This is a genomic window from Stenotrophomonas sp. 82F1 (genome assembly GCF_056861525.1).
This window is the reverse complement of record NZ_JBSPUD010000006.1, coordinates 5001-21046: the sequence shown is the minus strand read 5'-3', so window position 1 is coordinate 21046 and position 16046 is coordinate 5001. Positions and strand designations below refer to the sequence as shown.

General features: G+C 67.5%; 14 protein-coding genes (1 of these 14 only partly in view). 4 read left to right on the top strand and 10 right to left on the bottom strand.

Annotation, left to right across the window (positions count from 1 at the left end; all coding sequences use genetic code 11):
* Window positions 1-197: 197 nt before the first annotated feature.
* From AC13GI_RS08700 to pyrE, 8 genes are all read right to left on the bottom strand, one after another.
* On the bottom strand, window positions 198-911 hold the full coding sequence (locus tag AC13GI_RS08700; protein WP_025879418.1) for a response regulator transcription factor: 714 nt from the start codon (window positions 909-911) through the stop codon (window positions 198-200).
* The gene (locus AC13GI_RS08695; protein ID WP_482996041.1) at window positions 892-3552 is read right to left on the bottom strand and encodes an ATP-binding protein; all 2661 of its coding nucleotides are present in this window, start codon (window positions 3550-3552) and stop codon (window positions 892-894) included. The genes AC13GI_RS08700 and AC13GI_RS08695 overlap by 20 nt, the downstream gene beginning before the upstream one ends.
* A 51-nt stretch (window positions 3553-3603) precedes the next feature.
* The gene (kdpC, locus tag AC13GI_RS08690) at window positions 3604-4248 is read right to left on the bottom strand and encodes a potassium-transporting ATPase subunit KdpC (RefSeq protein ID WP_099819664.1); all 645 of its coding nucleotides are present in this window, start codon (window positions 4246-4248) and stop codon (window positions 3604-3606) included.
* Entirely contained in the window at window positions 4245-6305 is a 2061-nt protein-coding gene (kdpB, locus tag AC13GI_RS08685) for a potassium-transporting ATPase subunit KdpB (RefSeq protein ID WP_099819665.1), read from the bottom strand. The genes kdpC and kdpB overlap by 4 nt, the downstream gene beginning before the upstream one ends.
* A 10-nt stretch (window positions 6306-6315) precedes the next feature.
* Window positions 6316-8025 carry a potassium-transporting ATPase subunit KdpA gene (gene kdpA / locus AC13GI_RS08680; RefSeq protein ID WP_089241333.1) on the bottom strand — a complete coding sequence of 570 codons (1710 nt, stop codon included), beginning with the start codon at window positions 8023-8025 and terminating at the stop codon, window positions 6316-6318.
* Between the two features lie 12 nt (window positions 8026-8037).
* Window positions 8038-8130 carry a potassium-transporting ATPase subunit F gene (locus tag AC13GI_RS08675; RefSeq protein ID WP_005407770.1) on the bottom strand — a complete coding sequence of 31 codons (93 nt, stop codon included), beginning with the start codon at window positions 8128-8130 and terminating at the stop codon, window positions 8038-8040.
* Window positions 8131-8348: 218 nt separating this feature from the next.
* Window positions 8349-9008, bottom strand: a complete 660-nt coding sequence (locus tag AC13GI_RS08670) for a hypothetical protein (RefSeq protein ID WP_482996040.1) — start codon at window positions 9006-9008, stop codon at window positions 8349-8351.
* An 18-nt stretch (window positions 9009-9026) separates the two neighbouring features.
* Window positions 9027-9686 (bottom strand): orotate phosphoribosyltransferase, encoded by a 660-nt coding sequence (gene pyrE / locus AC13GI_RS08665; RefSeq protein WP_025879424.1) that lies wholly within the window; start codon window positions 9684-9686, stop codon window positions 9027-9029.
* Window positions 9687-9849: 163 nt separating this feature from the next.
* Here pyrE and AC13GI_RS08660 point away from each other — a divergent pair, with 163 nt between their 5' ends.
* The 3 genes from AC13GI_RS08660 to AC13GI_RS08650 all read left to right on the top strand — a co-directional run bounded on the left by AC13GI_RS08660 (window position 9850) and on the right by AC13GI_RS08650 (window position 12259).
* Window positions 9850-10650: an exodeoxyribonuclease III gene (locus tag AC13GI_RS08660; protein WP_099819668.1), complete on the top strand. Its 801-nt coding sequence runs from the start codon at window positions 9850-9852 to the stop codon at window positions 10648-10650.
* On the top strand, window positions 10647-11951 hold the full coding sequence (locus AC13GI_RS08655; protein ID WP_099819669.1) for an AmpG family muropeptide MFS transporter: 1305 nt from the start codon (window positions 10647-10649) through the stop codon (window positions 11949-11951). Before AC13GI_RS08660 ends, AC13GI_RS08655 begins: the two co-directional genes overlap by 4 nt.
* A gap of 77 nt (window positions 11952-12028) precedes the next feature.
* Window positions 12029-12259: a hypothetical protein gene (locus tag AC13GI_RS08650; RefSeq protein WP_025879428.1), complete on the top strand. Its 231-nt coding sequence runs from the start codon at window positions 12029-12031 to the stop codon at window positions 12257-12259.
* A 55-nt stretch (window positions 12260-12314) separates the two neighbouring features.
* On the opposite strand, the gene AC13GI_RS08645 is transcribed toward AC13GI_RS08650, so the two are convergent.
* Window positions 12315-13442, bottom strand: coding sequence for an anhydro-N-acetylmuramic acid kinase (locus AC13GI_RS08645; protein ID WP_482996039.1), 1128 nt, complete (start codon window positions 13440-13442; stop codon window positions 12315-12317).
* A gap of 64 nt (window positions 13443-13506) precedes the next feature.
* Window positions 13507-14976, bottom strand: coding sequence for a M23 family metallopeptidase (locus AC13GI_RS08640; RefSeq protein WP_380658108.1), 1470 nt, complete (start codon window positions 14974-14976; stop codon window positions 13507-13509).
* Window positions 14977-15143: 167 nt separating this feature from the next.
* On the opposite strand from AC13GI_RS08640, the gene tyrS reads away from it, so the two are divergent.
* Window positions 15144-16046, top strand: partial view of a tyrosine--tRNA ligase gene (gene tyrS, locus AC13GI_RS08635; protein WP_482996038.1) — the 5' portion only. 306 nt of this gene lie beyond the right edge of the window; only the first 903 of its 1209 coding nucleotides appear in the window; the start codon lies at window positions 15144-15146; the stop codon falls past the right edge of the window.

Genomic DNA, 16046 nt, shown 5'->3' with positions numbered 1-16046 from the left:
GCGCCCGGCACCCGCCGAATCCAAGGCAACAGCCGGACCCATCCCGCCTTCGACGGATTTCCGGCTGCTGTTGGTAGGTGTCGACCTTGGTCGACACGGTAGATCCACGCCATGCGTGGATGCGCTTCGATGGATGTCCATCCACGCATGGCGTGGATCTACGTGTCTGGTGGGTGCCGACCGTTGGTCGGCACGCCTCACCCCTTGAACCGCAACCCCACGCCCGGTTCGGTGAACAGGTAGCGTGAATCCAGCGCCGAGTCGCCCAGCTTGTGCCGCAGCTTGCCGACCAGGATGCGCAGGTAGTGGGTGTCGTGCTGGTGGGTGGGTCCCCAGATTTCCTGCAGGATCTGCGGCTGGGTCACCACCCGCCCGGCATTGCGCAGCAGCAGCGACAGCAGCGCGTACTCCTTGCGGGTCAACGCCACCAGCTCGCCGTCGATTGCCACTTCGCGGCGCACCAGGTCCACGTGCAGGTGGCCATCGTCGAACACCGGCGGCGTGCCATCGGTCGGCACGCTGCGTGTGCGCAGCAGCGCCCGCACCCGCGCCATCAGCTCCTGGGTACCGAAGGGTTTGGTCACGTAGTCGTTGGCGCCGTTGTCCAGCGCACGCACCTTCTCGGTTTCGCCGGCACGCACGGTCAGCATGATCACCGGCACCTGGCTCCATTGCCGCAGCTGCTCCAGCACCTCGTGGCCTTCCATGTCCGGCAGGCCGATGTCCAGGATCACCAGGTCCATGTCCTCGCTGGCGGCCATCTGCAGGCCTTCCTGGCCGGTCGCAGCCTGGCGCACCTGGTAGCCCTGCGCGCGCAGGCTGATGTCCAGGAACCGGCGGATCTGGGTTTCATCGTCGATCACCAGCACGCGCGGGGCCGGCGCGCTGGCATCAGTCGGGGTCGGACTCATCGTGAGAGGCTGGCTTGAGCAGGGGCAGGGTGATGCGGATCAGGGTACCGCGACCGTCGCGCCCGGGCAGCGCCTGCACGCTGCCGCCGTGGGCGCCGATCATGCCCTGGCAGATGGTCAGGCCGAGGCCGGTGCCGTGGCGGCCGCGGTCGCCGCGTTCGACGCTGTAGAACATGTCGAAGATGCGCGCGCGTTCGTCGTCGGGAATGCCGGGGCCGGCATCGATCACGTCGATGCGCAGCTGACCGTCCAGTTCGCGCGCCAGCACCTGCACGGCGGCATCGGCTGGCGAGAACTTGGCAGCGTTCTCCATCACATTGAACACCGCCTGCTCGACCAGTGCCGGATGCACCCAGATCGGCGCCAGCGTCGCCGGGATATCCAGCTCCAGCCGTACCTTTGGCTGGTAGCGCTGCAGGCGGCGGGCGGCAGAGCCAATCAGCTCATCCACGCCTATCCAGTCGCGGTTGATCTTCAGGCCCTCGTGGCCGAGCCGGGTCATGTCCAGCAGGTTCTGGATGTAGCGGTCCAGGCGTTCGCCTTCGATCAGGATGGTGTCCAGCAAGGCGCGGCGGTCGGCCAGATCCATCGCCGCGCCGTAGCTGGCCAGGCTGTCGGCCGAGCCGATCATCGCCGCCAGTGGCGAACGCAGGTCATGCGACACCGAGGAGAGCAGGGCAGAGCGCAGCCGCTCGGTCTCGTTGCTGACGTGCGCCTGTTCCAGCTCGGCCACCAGGCGCGTGCGCAAGGCGGCCTGGGCGATGTCATCAACCATCGCTTCGGCCAGTTGGCGCTGTTCGGGCAGCAGCCGCGCCTGCGCACCCGGCAGGTACAGGCCGGCCACGCCGATCGCACGGTCTTCGCCGTCCAGCAGCGGCAGGAACCACCATTGCGCACCAGCGAGGGTATCGGTGAAGCGGCCACTGGGCTGGCCATGGCGCAGTGCCCAGTCGGCCGCTGCCAGATCGGTATCACCGGGCAGGTGACGGCCACCGGCGGCGATATCGGCGCCGATCCGCAGCCATGCCGGAACATCCATGGCCTGTTCCAATGCCTGCCGCCCGGCCTGCGCCACTTCACCGTTGCCAGCCGCACTGGCCAGTTGCCGGCCCAGCTGCTGGCGCGCGCGCGCATGGCGGTTGGCCGCGCGCAGGGCGATCACCTGCATGCGCAGGCGCGACGCCAGGCGTCCGGCAACCAATGCCGCCGCCAGGAACAGGAACACGGTGATCACGCCCTGCCGTGCGCCGATGGCGAAGGTGAAGCGCGGCGCGATGAACAGGAAGTTGTAGGCGAGGAAACACAGGATCGCCGCCATCACCGCGACGCTGGCGCGGGTGCGCGCGGCTACCAGCACAACGGCCACGATGAACACCATCGACAGATCGGCCATGCCCACCCAGCGTTCGGCCAGCCACGCCACCAGGCAGGCCAGCGCAGTAGCCAACAGCGCCTGCAATGGCTCGTGGCTGATCCCACGCATCGGTGGCAGCAGGCCTTCACGACGGGAACGCGCCCGCGCCTGCGGCGTGCTGATGATGGTGATCTCGTAGTGCGCGCCGCGCTGGATCAGCTGCTGGGTCAGGGTGCGGTTGAACATCCGCGCCAGTGGTCGCTCGCGGGTGCGGCCCAGTACCAGCGTCGATACGCCGTTGTGCGCGGCGTGGTCGAGCAATGCATCGGCGATGCTTGAACCGTGCAGCAGCTCGGCTTCGCCACCCAAGCGGCGGGCCAGCGCGAACGCCGCATCGATCTCGCGCCGGGTTGCTTCGTCCTGGCGGCGACCCTGCACCGTCACCACCGTCCACGGTGCATCGCGGCGTTCGGCGATGCGTCGCGCCACCCGCACCAGATATTCACTCTGACCGCCGCCATCGATCGCCACCAGCACGCCGCGACGCAGCGGCAGATTGCTCTCGCCGCGGGCGGCGCGCGCTTCGCGCAGGCTGCTGTCGACGCGGTCGGCCGCTTCCTGCATCGCCAGTTCGCGCAATGCAGTCAGGTTGGCTGGCGAGAAAAACGCCTGCAGTGCCTGTGCGGCCTGCTCGGGCACGTACACCTTGCCCTGCTGCAGGCGCGCGATCAGTTCGCGTGGCGGCAGATCGACCAGCACGATGTCGTGCAGGCGGTCGAGCACGCCGTCGGGCACGGTCTCACTGACGCGTACGCCGGTGATGCGCATCACCACATCGTTGAGGCTTTCCAGATGCTGGATGTTGACCGTGGTCCAGACGTCGATGCCGGCGTCCAGCAGTTCCATCACGTCCTGCCAGCGCCGTTCATGGCGGCTGCCCGGCGCATTGCGGTGGGCCAGTTCGTCCACCAGCACCAGCGCCGGCCTGCGTGCCAGCACGGCGTCCAGGTCCATCTCCTGCAGGTCGTGGCCATGGTAGGCCACGTCCTTCAGCGGCAGCCGTGGCAGGCCTTCCAGCAGGGCCTGGGTATCGGCACGGCCGTGGGTCTCCACCAGCCCGACCACCAGGTCCACGCCACGGCGCAGCTGTTCCTGCGCACGGGTCAGCATCGCGTAGGTCTTGCCTACGCCGGGCGCAGCGCCGAGGAACACGGTGAGCTTGCCACCGGCTTCGCGTTGCAGGCCTTCCACCAGGGCATTGGCCTGGCGGGTCCGCAGATCAGTCATGGGAGCCGCTGTCATGGCCGCCATTGTGCGCGCAGCGGGTGCAGCCCTGCATCACGGCGCGCGTGCCGCGTGGTCCAGGGCGAAGTTCAGTGTCACCACGTTCACCCGTGGCTGGCCGAACACGCCCCATTGCCGGCCCTGCGTGTTGGCCTTCACCAGCGCCTGCACGCGCTCCACCGGCAGGCCTCGTGCACGCGCCACGCGTGCCACCTGCAGCTGTGCTGCCGCCGGCGACAGCTGCGGATCGAGGCCACCGCCGGACTGGGTGACCAGATCGGCAGGTACCTGCGCAGGCGCTACGCCTTCGCGCGCGGCCACTGCCGCAGTGCTCGCCGCCACGCGTTCGGCCAGCGCCGGGTTGCTGCGAGCCAGGTTGGAACCGGCCGCCGCCATCGGGTCGTAGTTGGCCGCCGACGGCCGCGCCTGGAAGTAGCCATCGCCGGTAAACGGCTGCGACAGCCATGCCGAAGCACGCACCTGGCCGCTGCCATCACGCAGCAGGCTGCCTTCGGCCTGCGTCGGGAAGGACAGGCCGGCGAATCCGGTGGCGATGCCGGCGTAGACCGCACCGGCCAGCAGCAGGGTAGCCACGCCCAGGCCGATGGCCGGGCGCCAGCTGGCACCATCCTGCAGCGTGGCCACGCGTGCCTCGCGCTTCAGCTCGCGGGAAAGGGAAGGGGAGTCAGAACGGTTCATGCGCCGAATACCAGGACAAGAAGAAGGTCGATCAACTTGATCGCCGCGAACGGCAGCAGCACGCCGCCCAGGCCGTACACCAGCATGTTCCGGCGCAGCAGCGCCGTTGCGGTGGCCGGGCGGAAGCGCACACCGCGCAACGCCAGCGGAATCAGGGCGGGAATCACCAGGGCATTGAAGATCAGCGCCGCCAGCACCGCATTGCGCGGGCTCGACAGCTGCATCACGTTCAACGCGGCCATCGCAGGCACGGTGGCGGCAAACAACGCCGGCAGGATCGCGAAGTACTTGGATACGTCGTTGGCCAGCGAGAACGTGGTCAGCGCGCCGCGGGTGATCAGCTGCTGCTTGCCCACCTCCACCACCGCCAGCAGCTTGGCCGGATCCGAATCCAGGTCGACCATGTTGCCGGCCTCCTTGGCCGCCTGCGTGCCCGAGTTCATCGCCAGGCCGATGTCGGCCTGGGCCAGCGCCGGCGCATCGTTGGTACCGTCGCCGACCATCGCCACCAGGCGGCCACCGGCCTGCTCGGCACGGATGCGTGCCAGCTTGTCCTCCGGCCGCGCCTCGGCGATGTAGTCGTCCACACCGGCTTCGGCGGCAATCGCGGCGGCCGTCAGCGGGTTGTCACCGGTGATCATCACCGTGCGGATGCCCATCGCCCGCAGCTGCGCGAACTTCTCGCGCATGCCGTGCTTGACCACGTCCGACAGCTCGATCACGCCCAGCACATGGCGGCCCTCGGCCACCACCAGCGGCGTAGCACCGTTGCGTGCGACCTGGTCCACGCGACCGGCCAGTTCCGCCGGTACGCTGCCGCCGAGCGCCTGCACATGGGCGCGGATCGCATCGGCAGCGCCCTTGCGGATCTGCCGACCGTGCAGCAGGTCGACACCGGACATGCGGGTCTGCGCACTGAAGGCCAGGTAGTCGGCCTGGTCCGGCTCAGCGGTGGTGCAGCCCTGCTCGCGCGCCAGGCGCACGATCGACTTGCCTTCCGGGGTCGGGTCGGCCAGCGAAGAGAGCAGTGCCGCCTCACGCAGCTGGTCGGCGTCGATCCCGGCCAGTGCATGGAAGTGGCTGGCCTGGCGGTCGCCGTAGGTGATGGTGCCGGTCTTGTCGAGCAGCAGCACGTCGACGTCACCGGCCACTTCCACCGCCTTGCCCGACTTGGCCAGTACGTTGGCGGCCAGCGCACGGTTCATGCCGGCGATGCCGATGGCCGGCAGCAGGCCACCGATGGTGGTCGGGATCAGGCACACCAGCAGCGCGATCAGCAGCAGCGGATCCACCTTGACGCCCACCGAAGCACCGATCGCCGGCAGCGTCGCCACCACCACCAGGAAGGTCAGCGTCATCGCCGCCAGCAACAGGGTCAGCGCGATTTCATTCGGCGTCTTCTGCCGGTTGGCGCCTTCCACCAGCGCGATCATCCGGTCCAGGAAGCTGTGCCCCGGCTCGGCGGTGATGCGCACGACGATCTGGTCGGACAGCACCTTGGTGCCGCCGATCACGCCGGAGCGATCCGTACCCGCCTCGCGCAGCACCGGTGCCGACTCGCCGGTCACCGCTGCTTCGTTGATGGTGGCCAGGCCCTGCACGATCTCGCCGTCGGCCGGCACCAGCTCGCCGGCACTGACGATCACGTGGTCACCGGGACGCAGTTCGGCGGCCGGCACCTGGGTTTCGCTGGCACCGGCCTGCGCCGACGCCAGACGGCGCGCCACCAGGTCCTGGCGGGCGCGGCGCAGCGAGGCGGCCTGGCCACGGCCACGTGCTTCGGCCACGGCCTCGGCGAAATTGCCGAACAGCACGGTGACCAGCAGGATCGCCGTCACCGCCAGGCCGAAGCCCAGTGGTGCATTGCCGGTCAGGGTGATGATCGCGGCGACGATCGTGCCGGCCATCACCACCGCCATCACCGGGCTGCGCACCAGGTGCATCGGCGACAGCTTGCGGACGGCCTCGACGAGCGCGCGGCGCAGGCCGGCGGCATCGAGCAGGGCCGGGCGGGACGCCACGGAAGAGGAACGGTTTGCGGTTGCGTGACTACTCATGGGGGTGTCCTCAGTGCAGTCCCAGGCTCAGGTGGTCGGCGATCGGGCCGAGTACCAGCGCCGGCATGAACTGCAGCACGGTCAGGATGACGATCACCGAGACCAGGGTCAGGGCGAAGGTCGGGGTTTCGATCTGCAGGCTGCCGGCCGATTCAGGCGCCTGCCGCTTGGCGGCCAGCTGCGCGGCCACCACCAGCGGGATGATCAGCAGCGGGAAGCGGCCCAGCAGCAGCACCAGCGAGCAGCTCAGGTTCCACCAGGGCGTTGCGTCGCCCAGGCCCTCGAAGCCCGAGCCGTTGTTGGCGTAAGCCGAGACATACTCGTAGAACACCTGGCTGATGCCGTGGAAACCGGGATTGGAGGTGCCGGCCAGACCGGGCACGGCCAGCGTGATCGCGGTGAACAGCAGCAGGGTGATCGGCTGCAGCAGCACCAGCAGGGCCAGCAGGCGCACCTGTGGTGTTTCCAGCTTGCGGCCGAACAGTTCCGGCGTACGGCCGGTCATCAGCCCGGCCAGGAACACGCCCAGCAGCAGGTACACGATGAACTGCTGCAGGCCGCAGCCGATGCCGCCCCAGATCGCGCTGACCAGCATGTTGACCATCGCCAGGCCGCCAGACAGCGGGCTCAGCGAATCGTGCATGCCGTTGACCGAACCGTTGGAGACCTGGGTGGTCACCGCCGCCCACAGCGCGGTGCCATCGGCGCCGAAGCGCACTTCCTTGCCTTCCATCAGCAGCGGCGTGGCCGCGCTGGCGCTATGGCCCTCGCTCCACACCATCGCGCCGGTGGACAGCAGCGACATGCCGAGCATGCAGCTGAACACCAGCGCGCCGAAACGACGGCGCCCGGTGAACGCGCCGATCATGAAGATCACCGCCATCGGCACCAGCAGGATGCCGATCACCTCCAGCATGTTCGACACCGGGGTCGGGTTCTCCAGCGGGAAGCTGCTGTTCGGGCCATACCAGCCGCCACCATTGGCGCCCAGTTGCTTGGCCGCGACCATCGCCGCAACCGGGCCCAGCGGCAGCTTCTGCTGCGCCATGCCGGCACTGGCGTCGATCGGTGTGGCCTGCGGGCCACCGGCCATCGTGGAGGGCACGCCCTGGCTGGTCAGCAGCAGCGTCCATACCAGGCACAACGGCAGCAGGAAGCGCACGCACAAGCGCACGACGTCCGCGTAGTAGTTACCCACCGCCACCTGGCGGTCATCGCCCGCGACAGGCGCGGTGACCGATTTCGGCGCACGCGAGAACAACGCACGCAGCGTCGCCACGGCCAGCGCCAGGCCCATCATCGGCGTCACCACCTGCAGGCCGGTGATGCCGGTCATCTGCGAGAAGTAGGACAGCTGCGCCTGGCCGGAGTAGTGCTGCTGGTTGGTGTTGGTCAGGAACGAGATCATCGTGTGCAGCGCCGTGTCCCAGCGCATGTTCGGGATCTGGTCCGGATTCAACGGCAACCATGCCTGGGTCATGAACACGGCCTGGGTCAGCACCGCGATCACCACGTTGCTGAGCACGAACGCCAGCACGTAGCCCCGCCAGGACATCGAACGTGAGGGATCGACGCCGAGCACCTTGTACAGCGGCTTTTCGATCCAGTGGAACAGCACGTCGACCTTCATCGGCGTGCCGCGCATCACCCGGGCAAGATAGAGGCCCAGGGGCCAGGCCAGCAGCAGGCTGGCGGCAAGAATGGCAAGAATTTCAGTCATGGCAGGCTCCGCTCAGAACGACTCGGGCCGCAGCACGACATAAAGAAGATAGGCGGCGGCAACCAGCACCAGCACGCCACACAGCAACGACAGCCAGGGGGACATGGAATTGAGACCTGGTGGAACCCCTCCACCTCAGGCCGTCATCGTCGTCCCCACCCCCATAAACGCACTACGTGCCGGACCGGGCCGACGCGTAAAGAGTGCATAAATTCCGTGGGCCAACCCGTAACCAGCCCCGCCTGCTGTAGAGCCGAGCCTACGCTCGGCTGCTCATTCCCGAGGTCAAGCGGAGCCGAGCGTGGGCTCGGCTCTACCGGCAATCACGGGGCTTGGCTCGCCGGTGCCAATCCCTTCAGCTGCCGATAGCGCTGCAGGCTGCTCTCGATCTCGACCTTCAATGCCTGCTGCTGCTGTTCGAAACTGGCCAGCAGCCGCTGCTGCGACTGCAGCTGCGCATGGCGCTGGCTGATCGCCTGGGCCTGCTTGTCGGCCACCTTGCCGCCGGCCAGTTCGCGGTCACCGGCGGCAGCAAGCAGGGCCACCAGCGAATCGCGCAGGCTGGCCACGTTGTACTGGGCGGTCTTGAGGTTGTTGTCGAGCACCTCCTGGCGCTCGGCGAACACGCGCCGCAGCGCGTTCTCATCACCGTAGGTGGTCAGCATCGCCTGTTCGGTGCGCTGGCGGGTCTGTTCGGCCATCTGGTCCAGCTGGGCCTGCGCCGCCGCCGTGCTGGCGGCAGCGCGTTCCTCATCGCTCAACGCGCGCTGCACCTGCGCGTTGCGCAGGCCGCTGTTGGCGCTGAACTCATCGCGGGCGTGGTTGACCGCATCGGCCGGCAGCGCATCGCTGCAGATCCGCTCCTTGCCCTCGTTCCAGCAGTACAGCTTCTTGTCTGCGGCCTTGCCGCCGGACTGTGCCAGCAGCGTCTGCGGCATCACCAGCAGCAGGCTGGCAGCAACGATGGCAGGAACTCGGAACATGCGACCTTCCCCTGATGGTCAGCGCGTGGAACGGACGCCGTACTGGGCGCGATAGGCCTCCAGCGGCTGCCGGTAGCCTACAAGTTCCGGATTTCCGGACGCGAAATCAAGCAGGTCGGCCAGTGTCGCCACGGCGATCACCGGGATGCCGGCTTCTTCGGCCACGGCCTGTGCGGCCGAGCGATGGTCGCTGTCCGAGGCGATCTCCTGGCGGTCCAGGGCCACCACGATGCCGGCCGGAATGCCGCCCGCAGCGCGGATGATCGCCAGCGCCTCGCGGATGGCGGTGCCGGCGGTGATCACGTCGTCGACGATCAGGACGCGCTTGCCGGTCATGTCGGCGCCGATCAGCTGGCCGCCTTCACCATGGTCCTTCACTTCCTTGCGGTTGAACGACAGCGGCAGGTCGCGGCCACGCTGGGCCAGCTCGCAGGCCATTGCGGTGGCCAGCGGAATGCCCTTGTAGGCCGGGCCGAACACCACGTCGTACTTGATCCCGGTGGCGTCGATGGCGTCGGAATAGCACGCGCCCAGCTGCGACAGCAGGGAGCCGGAGTCGAAACGGCCGGCGTTGAAGAAATAGGGGCTCAGCCGGCCGGACTTGAGGGTGAACTGGCCGAAGCGCAGGGCATCGGCGGTCAGGGCCAGCTGCAGGAAACGGTGACGGTGGTCGCTCATCAAAACTCGATTCATCTTCATTTGGAGCGCAAATCCTAATCCAGCTGGGCTTTCTGCGCTCGTCCAGCGCCTTCACGCGGGTGTCCAGAGCTGCCCCCGCGGGCTGCTCAGCCCGGCAGGCAACCGGTATGCTTGCCCGGTTTCCCGCCGTAGGTTCTTCCGCATGCGCATCATCAGTTTCAATGCCAATGGCATCCGCTCGGCCGCCACCAAGGGCTTCCTCGACTGGTTCCGTGGCCAGGATGCCGACGTCCTCTGCATCCAGGAGACCAAGGCCCAGGAAGACCAGCTGACCGACCCGATGTTCCGCCCGGACGGCCACCATTGCTTCTACCGCGATGCCATCACCAAGAAGGGCTACAGCGGCGTGGCGATCTACAGCAAGCGCGAACCGGACCAGGTCATCACCTCGCTGGGCTGGGCCCCGTTCGACGACGAAGGCCGTTACATCGAGGCACGCTTCGGCAACCTCAGCGTGGTCTCCTTCTATATTCCGTCCGGCAGCTCGGGTGACCTGCGCCAGGGCTTCAAGTTCGAAGTGATGGAGTGGCTGCGGCCGATCCTCGAAGAGTGGGCGCGCAGCGGCCGCGACTATGTGCTATGTGGCGACTGGAACATCGTCCGCTCGGCGCTGGACATCAAGAACTGGAAGTCCAACCAGAAGAACTCCGGCTGCCTGCCCGAAGAACGCGACTGGCTCAATGCCCTGTGCGCCGACCACGGCCAGGCCACCGATGTGGCCAGCGGTCGCGGCTGGGCCGATGCCTATCGCCTGCTCAATCCGACCGGCGAGGACTACACCTGGTGGAGCAACCGTGGTGCCGCCCGTGCCAACAACGTCGGTTGGCGCATCGACTACCAGTTCATCACCCCGGGCCTGCGTGACCGCCTGCGCAGCTGCTCGATCTACCGTGACCAGCGCTTCTCCGACCACGCACCGTTCATCGTGGACTACGACCTGTGACCGAGGCTGCCAAGCCGGCCGGCTACAAGGGCTGGGCCGGCATCAAGCGTGCGTTCGGCACGCCCTCGGCGCTGACCATGGCCCTGCTGGGCTTCGGCAGCGGCCTGCCGTTCCTGCTGATCGCCTCGCAGACCCTGTCCACCCGCCTGCGCGATGTCGGCCTCGATCTGGGCAGCATCGGCCTGATCAGCCTGGCCAGCTTCTTCTACCTGCTCAAATTTGTCTGGGCACCCCTGCTGGATCGCTACGCGTTTCCGTTGCTGGGTTTCCTCGGCCGCCGCCGCTCGTGGCTGCTGGTCTCGCAGATCCTGGTGCTGGTGGGCCTGGTTGCACTGGCGTTCGTGCGGCCGGAGCAGGGCGTCTGGCCGCTGGTGGCCTGGGTACTGGTGGCGTCGTTTGCAGGCGCCACCCAGGATTCGGTGGTCGACGCCTACCGCATCGAGATCGCGCCGCAGACCGCGCAGGCCGCCCTGGCCGCCACGTACACGCTGGGCTATCGCATCGGCCTGATCCTGGCCGGTGCCGGCGCGTTGTATCTCGCGCAGTTCGAAGGCTGGATCATTGCCTATCTGGCCATGGCCGCCCTGATGATCCTGCCGATCATCACCACCCTGTTCTGCCGCGAGCCCGAGCGTCCGGCCAACGCCGTGCAGCGCCGCATCGACATTGCCGAAGCGTTCGTACAGCCGATCACCAGCTTCTTCAGCCGCAACGGCATGGCACTGGCATTGGCATTGCTCGCGTTCGTCGGGTTCTTCAAGTTTCCCGACCAGGTCATCGGCGTGATGGCCGGTCCCTTCTATCTCGACTCGGGCTTCGACAAGGCCGACATCGCCACCGTATCGAAGCTGTTCGGCGTGTGGATGGGTATTGGTGGCGCGTTCATTGGCGGTATTGCCGTCGCCGCCTTCGGTTTCCGCCGGATGCTGCTTGTCGCAGCGTTGGGTGTGGCCCTGTCCAACCTGGCCTTCCTGCTGATGGCGCACAATCCGGGGCAGTTGTGGGCGTTCTACGCTGCGCTCAGTGCCGACAACCTGTTCCAGGGCTTCGCCGGCACGGTGCTGGTGGCGTTCATGTCTTCGCTGACCGATCGCAACTTCACCGCGACCCAGTACGCCCTGCTGGTATCGCTGGCCAATCTGCCGGGCAAGTTCGTCGGCGGCGTCTCCGGCTACATCGTGGAAGCGACGTCCTACAGCACCTTCTTCATGCTCAGCGCCGTCACGGTGGTGCCGACCATGCTGCTGCTGGCCTGGCTGTGGCCACGCATCCTTGACCGTGGGCCGTCGCCCGCCGCCTGATTGCCTGTCCGCGCTTACTGCGGGATGATCGCCCCGACGCGCCGAGGGGGCGGTGCCTTGCGAACGGGGAAGTGAGCATGGCCGACGTAGTGCTGCGGGACCTGGACCCGCTGCTGCTGGAACGCATCAAACGGGTCTCGGTTGCCCGCGGCTGGACCCACGAACAGACCTGCGCGGTCCTGCTGGAGCAGGGCCTGTTCAGCAGTGAACTGGAGGTCCGCTCCGGCTTCGGCGATCCCGAAGTCGACGCCCTGTCCGACGCGATTGCCGCACTGCAGGCCCTCCCTGCCGGCCAAGGCTTCGATTAGCTGCCGCAGGGCCGGCTACCAGTAGATCCACGCTATGCGTGGATGGCGCCAACCCTCACGCCAAGTGAATCGCCCCGAGAATCCGCGGCCCCTTCGCCCCGGTCACGCTCGGCAGGTTGCCCGGCAGCCCGTCCATCGTCCGCTGCGCCAGCCACGCAAACCCCATCGCCTCCACATACTCCGGGTCCAGTCCGTGCAGCGCCGTGGACTCGACCACCACGCCCGGCAGTCGCGCCGCCAGCCGCCGCATCAGCTGCGCGTTGCGCACACCACCGCCGCACACCAGCACCCGTCGGGTGTGCGGCTGCTGGGTCAGCAGCGCATCCACCACCGTCGCCGCGGTCAACTCCAGCAGCGTCGCCTGCACATCGGCGGCAGCAAACTGGCCTTCCTCCATGTGCGCTTCGGCCCACGGCAGGTGGAACTGCTCGCGTCCGGTGCTCTTGGGCGGCGGCAGCGCGAACCACGGGTCCGCACGCCAGCCGGCCAGCAGGCTGTCATCCACCGCACCACTGGCCGCGTAGGCACCGTCAGCGTCGAAGCTGCGCCCGGTATGGCGCTGGCACCAGGCATCCATCAGCGCATTGGCGGGGCCGGTATCGAAGCCACGCACGACGCCTTCGCGCGGAATCAGGGTCAGGTTGGCGATCCCGCCCAGGTTCAGCACCGCACGGTCCTCATCGGCTGCACCCAGCATGCCCAGGTGGAAGGCGGGCATCAGCGGCGCCCCGTGGCCGCCGGCGGCAACGTCGCGGCGGCGGAAATCGCACACCGTGGTGATGCCGGTCAGTTCGGCGATGCGGTTGCCGTCGCCCAGCTGCAGGGTGAAGGCCGGGTCGGCCAACGGTCGATGGCGCACGGTCTGCCCGTGCGAGCCAATGGCCCGCACCTGCGAACGGTCGACACCGGCCTCGTCCAGCAGCTGGTTGGCGGCGGCGGCGAAGCTGATCGCAATCCGCGCGTCCAGCTCGCCCAGCTCTTCCAGCGACTGCAGCGGACCGCCTTCACCGAGGGCTACCAGCCGCGCGCGCAGTACCGGCTCCCAGCGGGCGGTCAGCCCATGCACGAAGCGGCAACCTCCGTCGGCGGGGAACTGCACCAACGCGGCATCGATGCCGTCAGCGCTGGTGCCCGACATCAGGCCCAGGTAGAGGGGAAGGGACGGATCGGCAGTGGTGTTCATGGCGGGCATAAAAAAAGGACACGGCAAGCTTGTGCTGCCGTGTCCTCCTTCGTCAACGCAGAGCTCAGCCGCGCTTGCGGCCTGCCGGCGCCTTGTCCTTGGCGCTGGCCACCTCGGTGGTCGCGCTTTCGGCGGCCGGGGCGGGGCTGGCGTCGGCGTAGATCAGCTTCTCCATGCCCTGGATGCGGGCCATCGCCGGCGCGGTCTGCGCCCGGAAGGCCACCAGCTCGGCACCCTTCAGCGGCTCCGGCGGCGGCATGGTCACCGTCAGCGGGTTGCGGTGTTCGCCATTGACCCGGAACTCGTAGTGCAGGTGCGGGCCGGTCGCCAGGCCGGTCGAGCCGACATAGCCGATCACCGTGCCCTGGGCCACGCGCTGGCCGGTCTTGATGTTCGCGAAGCGCGACATGTGCCCGTACAGGGTGGTGTGGCCTCGGCCGTGGTCGAGGATCACCACGTTGCCGTAGCCGCGCTGCACGCCGGCGAACTGCACGCGGGCATCGCCGGCGGCCATGATCGGGGTGCCGGTGCGCGCGGCGTAGTCCACGCCCTTGTGCATGCGCATCTTGCCCAGCACCGGGTGCTTGCGCGCGCCGAAGGTCGAGCTCAGCCGCGCGAAGGGGATCGGCATGCGGATGAAGCTCTTCTTCAGCGAACGGCCGTTGATGTCGTAGTACTCGGACTTGCCGTTGCGGTCGAAGCGGAAGCCGGAATAGGTCTTGCCACCGGTGGTGAAGGTCGCCGCCAGGATCTTGCTGGTGTCGACCTTCTCGCCCTCGCGCCAGGTCTCGTCCATCACCACGCTGAAGCGGTCGCCCGGCTGCAGGTCCTTGGAGAAGTCGATGTCGTACTTGAAGATGTCGTCGGTCATCGTCGCGATTGCCGATGGCGACAGTCCGGCGCGGCGTGCAGCCGCATACAGCGAACTGGTGATCTCGCCGCTGGTGACCACCGTCCGCGTGGACGTCTCGCGTTTGGTCACCGTTTCCTTGATGTCATCGCCGCTCAGGCTCAGCTCGACCCGGTTGTCGGCATCGCGGTCGAAGCGGATGCTGCGCAGGTCACCGGACAGCGGCATGTCGAAGGCGATCTCGGCGCCCGGGCGCAGCTTGGTCAGCGATTCGCGCGCCCCCGGATGGTCCAGCACCCGGTGCAGGGTGGTTGCCGGGATGCCGGCCTTGTCGAACAGGTCGCTCAGGGTCTGCCCGCGCTGTACCCGCAGCACCTGCCAGCTGTCGCCGGGAATCTGCTGCTGGCGGGCCATTGCCAGCGGCGGCAACGGCAGGGCCAGGCTGGTGTGGCTGTCGGCGTAGGGGGCATCGATGGTGTGCGAGAAGCCCGGCACGATCGTGGCCACCAGTGCGCCGATGGTCACAAACAGGCTGGCATGCATCCAATGACGGCGCGTCCAGCGCTCATTGAACGCAGCGGGGAGGTGTTGCCTCAGCTTCCGGTGCAGGGCGTTGTCGTGCAGGACGTGGAGTCGTTCCTGGAAGCGCTGCTTGCGTGCGCGGCCTTGATCGGAATTGAGCATCAGATGTCGGTCTCTGGCTGACCCGGGAACGCGGGCCCAAACGCCGGTAACATAGACACCTAACAAATTCGCGTCAAACCCTTGTGCCTATTGGCTTTTGTGAAGCCGATCGGGTTAACTTCGCTTTAACACCCCATATAAGAAACGGCGTTGCCGGGAGTAGTCACGTGTCCTCGATTGAAGAAGCCCTTGCCCTGATCGGCCGCGGTGCCGACGAGATCCTCAAGCTCGAGGATCTGCGCGCGCGCCTGCAGGAAGGCCGCCCGCTGCGCATCAAGGCCGGCTTCGACCCCACCGCGCCAGACCTGCATCTGGGCCACACGGTGCTGCTGAACAAGATGCGTCAGTTCCAGGACCTCGGCCACCAGGTCATTTTCCTGATCGGCGACTTCACCGGCATGATCGGCGACCCCTCCGGCAAAAGCCTGACCCGCAAGCCGCTCAGCCGCGACGACGTGCTGGCCAACGCCCGCACCTATGAAGAGCAGGTGTTCAAGGTGCTGGACCGCAGCCGCACCGAGGTCCGCTTCAATTCGGAGTGGTTCGGCAAGATGAGCGCGGCCGACATGATCCGCCTGGCCGGCCAGCACACTGTGGCGCGCATGCTCGAGCGCGACGACTTCGCCAAGCGCTACGCCGCCCAGCAGTCCATCGCCATCCACGAATTCCTGTACCCGCTGGTGCAGGGCTACGACTCGGTGGCCCTGGAAGCGGACGTCGAGCTCGGGGGGACCGACCAGAAGTTCAACCTGCTGATGGGGCGTGGCCTGCAGGAACACCACGGCCAGAAGCCGCAGGTGGTGCTGACCATGCCGTTGCTGGAGGGCCTGGATGGCGTCAACAAGATGTCCAAGTCGCTGGGCAACTACATCGGTATCAGTGAACCGGCCATCGACATCGTCACCAAGACCATGAAGGTGGATGACGCCCTGATGTGGCGTTGGATCGAGCTGCTGTCCTTCGATATCAGTCAGGCCGAAGCGGCTTCCCTGCGCGAGCAGATCGCCGCTGGCCTGAACCCGCGCGTGGTGAAGCTGCGCCTGGCCCGTGAACTGGCGACCCGGTTCCAC

Coding starts and splice junctions, on each gene's coding strand:
- AC13GI_RS08700 (WP_025879418.1), bottom strand. CDS start 911: ATGAGTCCGACCCCGACTGATGCCAGCGCGCCGGCCCCGCGCGTGCTG.
- AC13GI_RS08695 (WP_482996041.1), bottom strand. CDS start 3,552: ATGACTGATCTGCGGACCCGCCAGGCCAATGCCCTGGTGGAAGGCCTG.
- kdpC (WP_099819664.1), bottom strand. CDS start 4,248: ATGAACCGTTCTGACTCCCCTTCCCTTTCCCGCGAGCTGAAGCGCGAG.
- kdpB (WP_099819665.1), bottom strand. CDS start 6,305: ATGAGTAGTCACGCAACCGCAAACCGTTCCTCTTCCGTGGCGTCCCGC.
- kdpA (WP_089241333.1), bottom strand. CDS start 8,025: ATGACTGAAATTCTTGCCATTCTTGCCGCCAGCCTGCTGCTGGCCTGG.
- AC13GI_RS08675 (WP_005407770.1), bottom strand. CDS start 8,130: ATGTCCCCCTGGCTGTCGTTGCTGTGTGGCGTGCTGGTGCTGGTTGCC.
- AC13GI_RS08670 (WP_482996040.1), bottom strand. CDS start 9,008: ATGTTCCGAGTTCCTGCCATCGTTGCTGCCAGCCTGCTGCTGGTGATG.
- pyrE (WP_025879424.1), bottom strand. CDS start 9,686: ATGAGCGACCACCGTCACCGTTTCCTGCAGCTGGCCCTGACCGCCGAT.
- AC13GI_RS08660 (WP_099819668.1), top strand. CDS start 9,850: ATGCGCATCATCAGTTTCAATGCCAATGGCATCCGCTCGGCCGCCACC.
- AC13GI_RS08650 (WP_025879428.1), top strand. CDS start 12,029: ATGGCCGACGTAGTGCTGCGGGACCTGGACCCGCTGCTGCTGGAACGC.
- AC13GI_RS08645 (WP_482996039.1), bottom strand. CDS start 13,442: ATGAACACCACTGCCGATCCGTCCCTTCCCCTCTACCTGGGCCTGATG.
- AC13GI_RS08640 (WP_380658108.1), bottom strand. CDS start 14,976: ATGCTCAATTCCGATCAAGGCCGCGCACGCAAGCAGCGCTTCCAGGAA.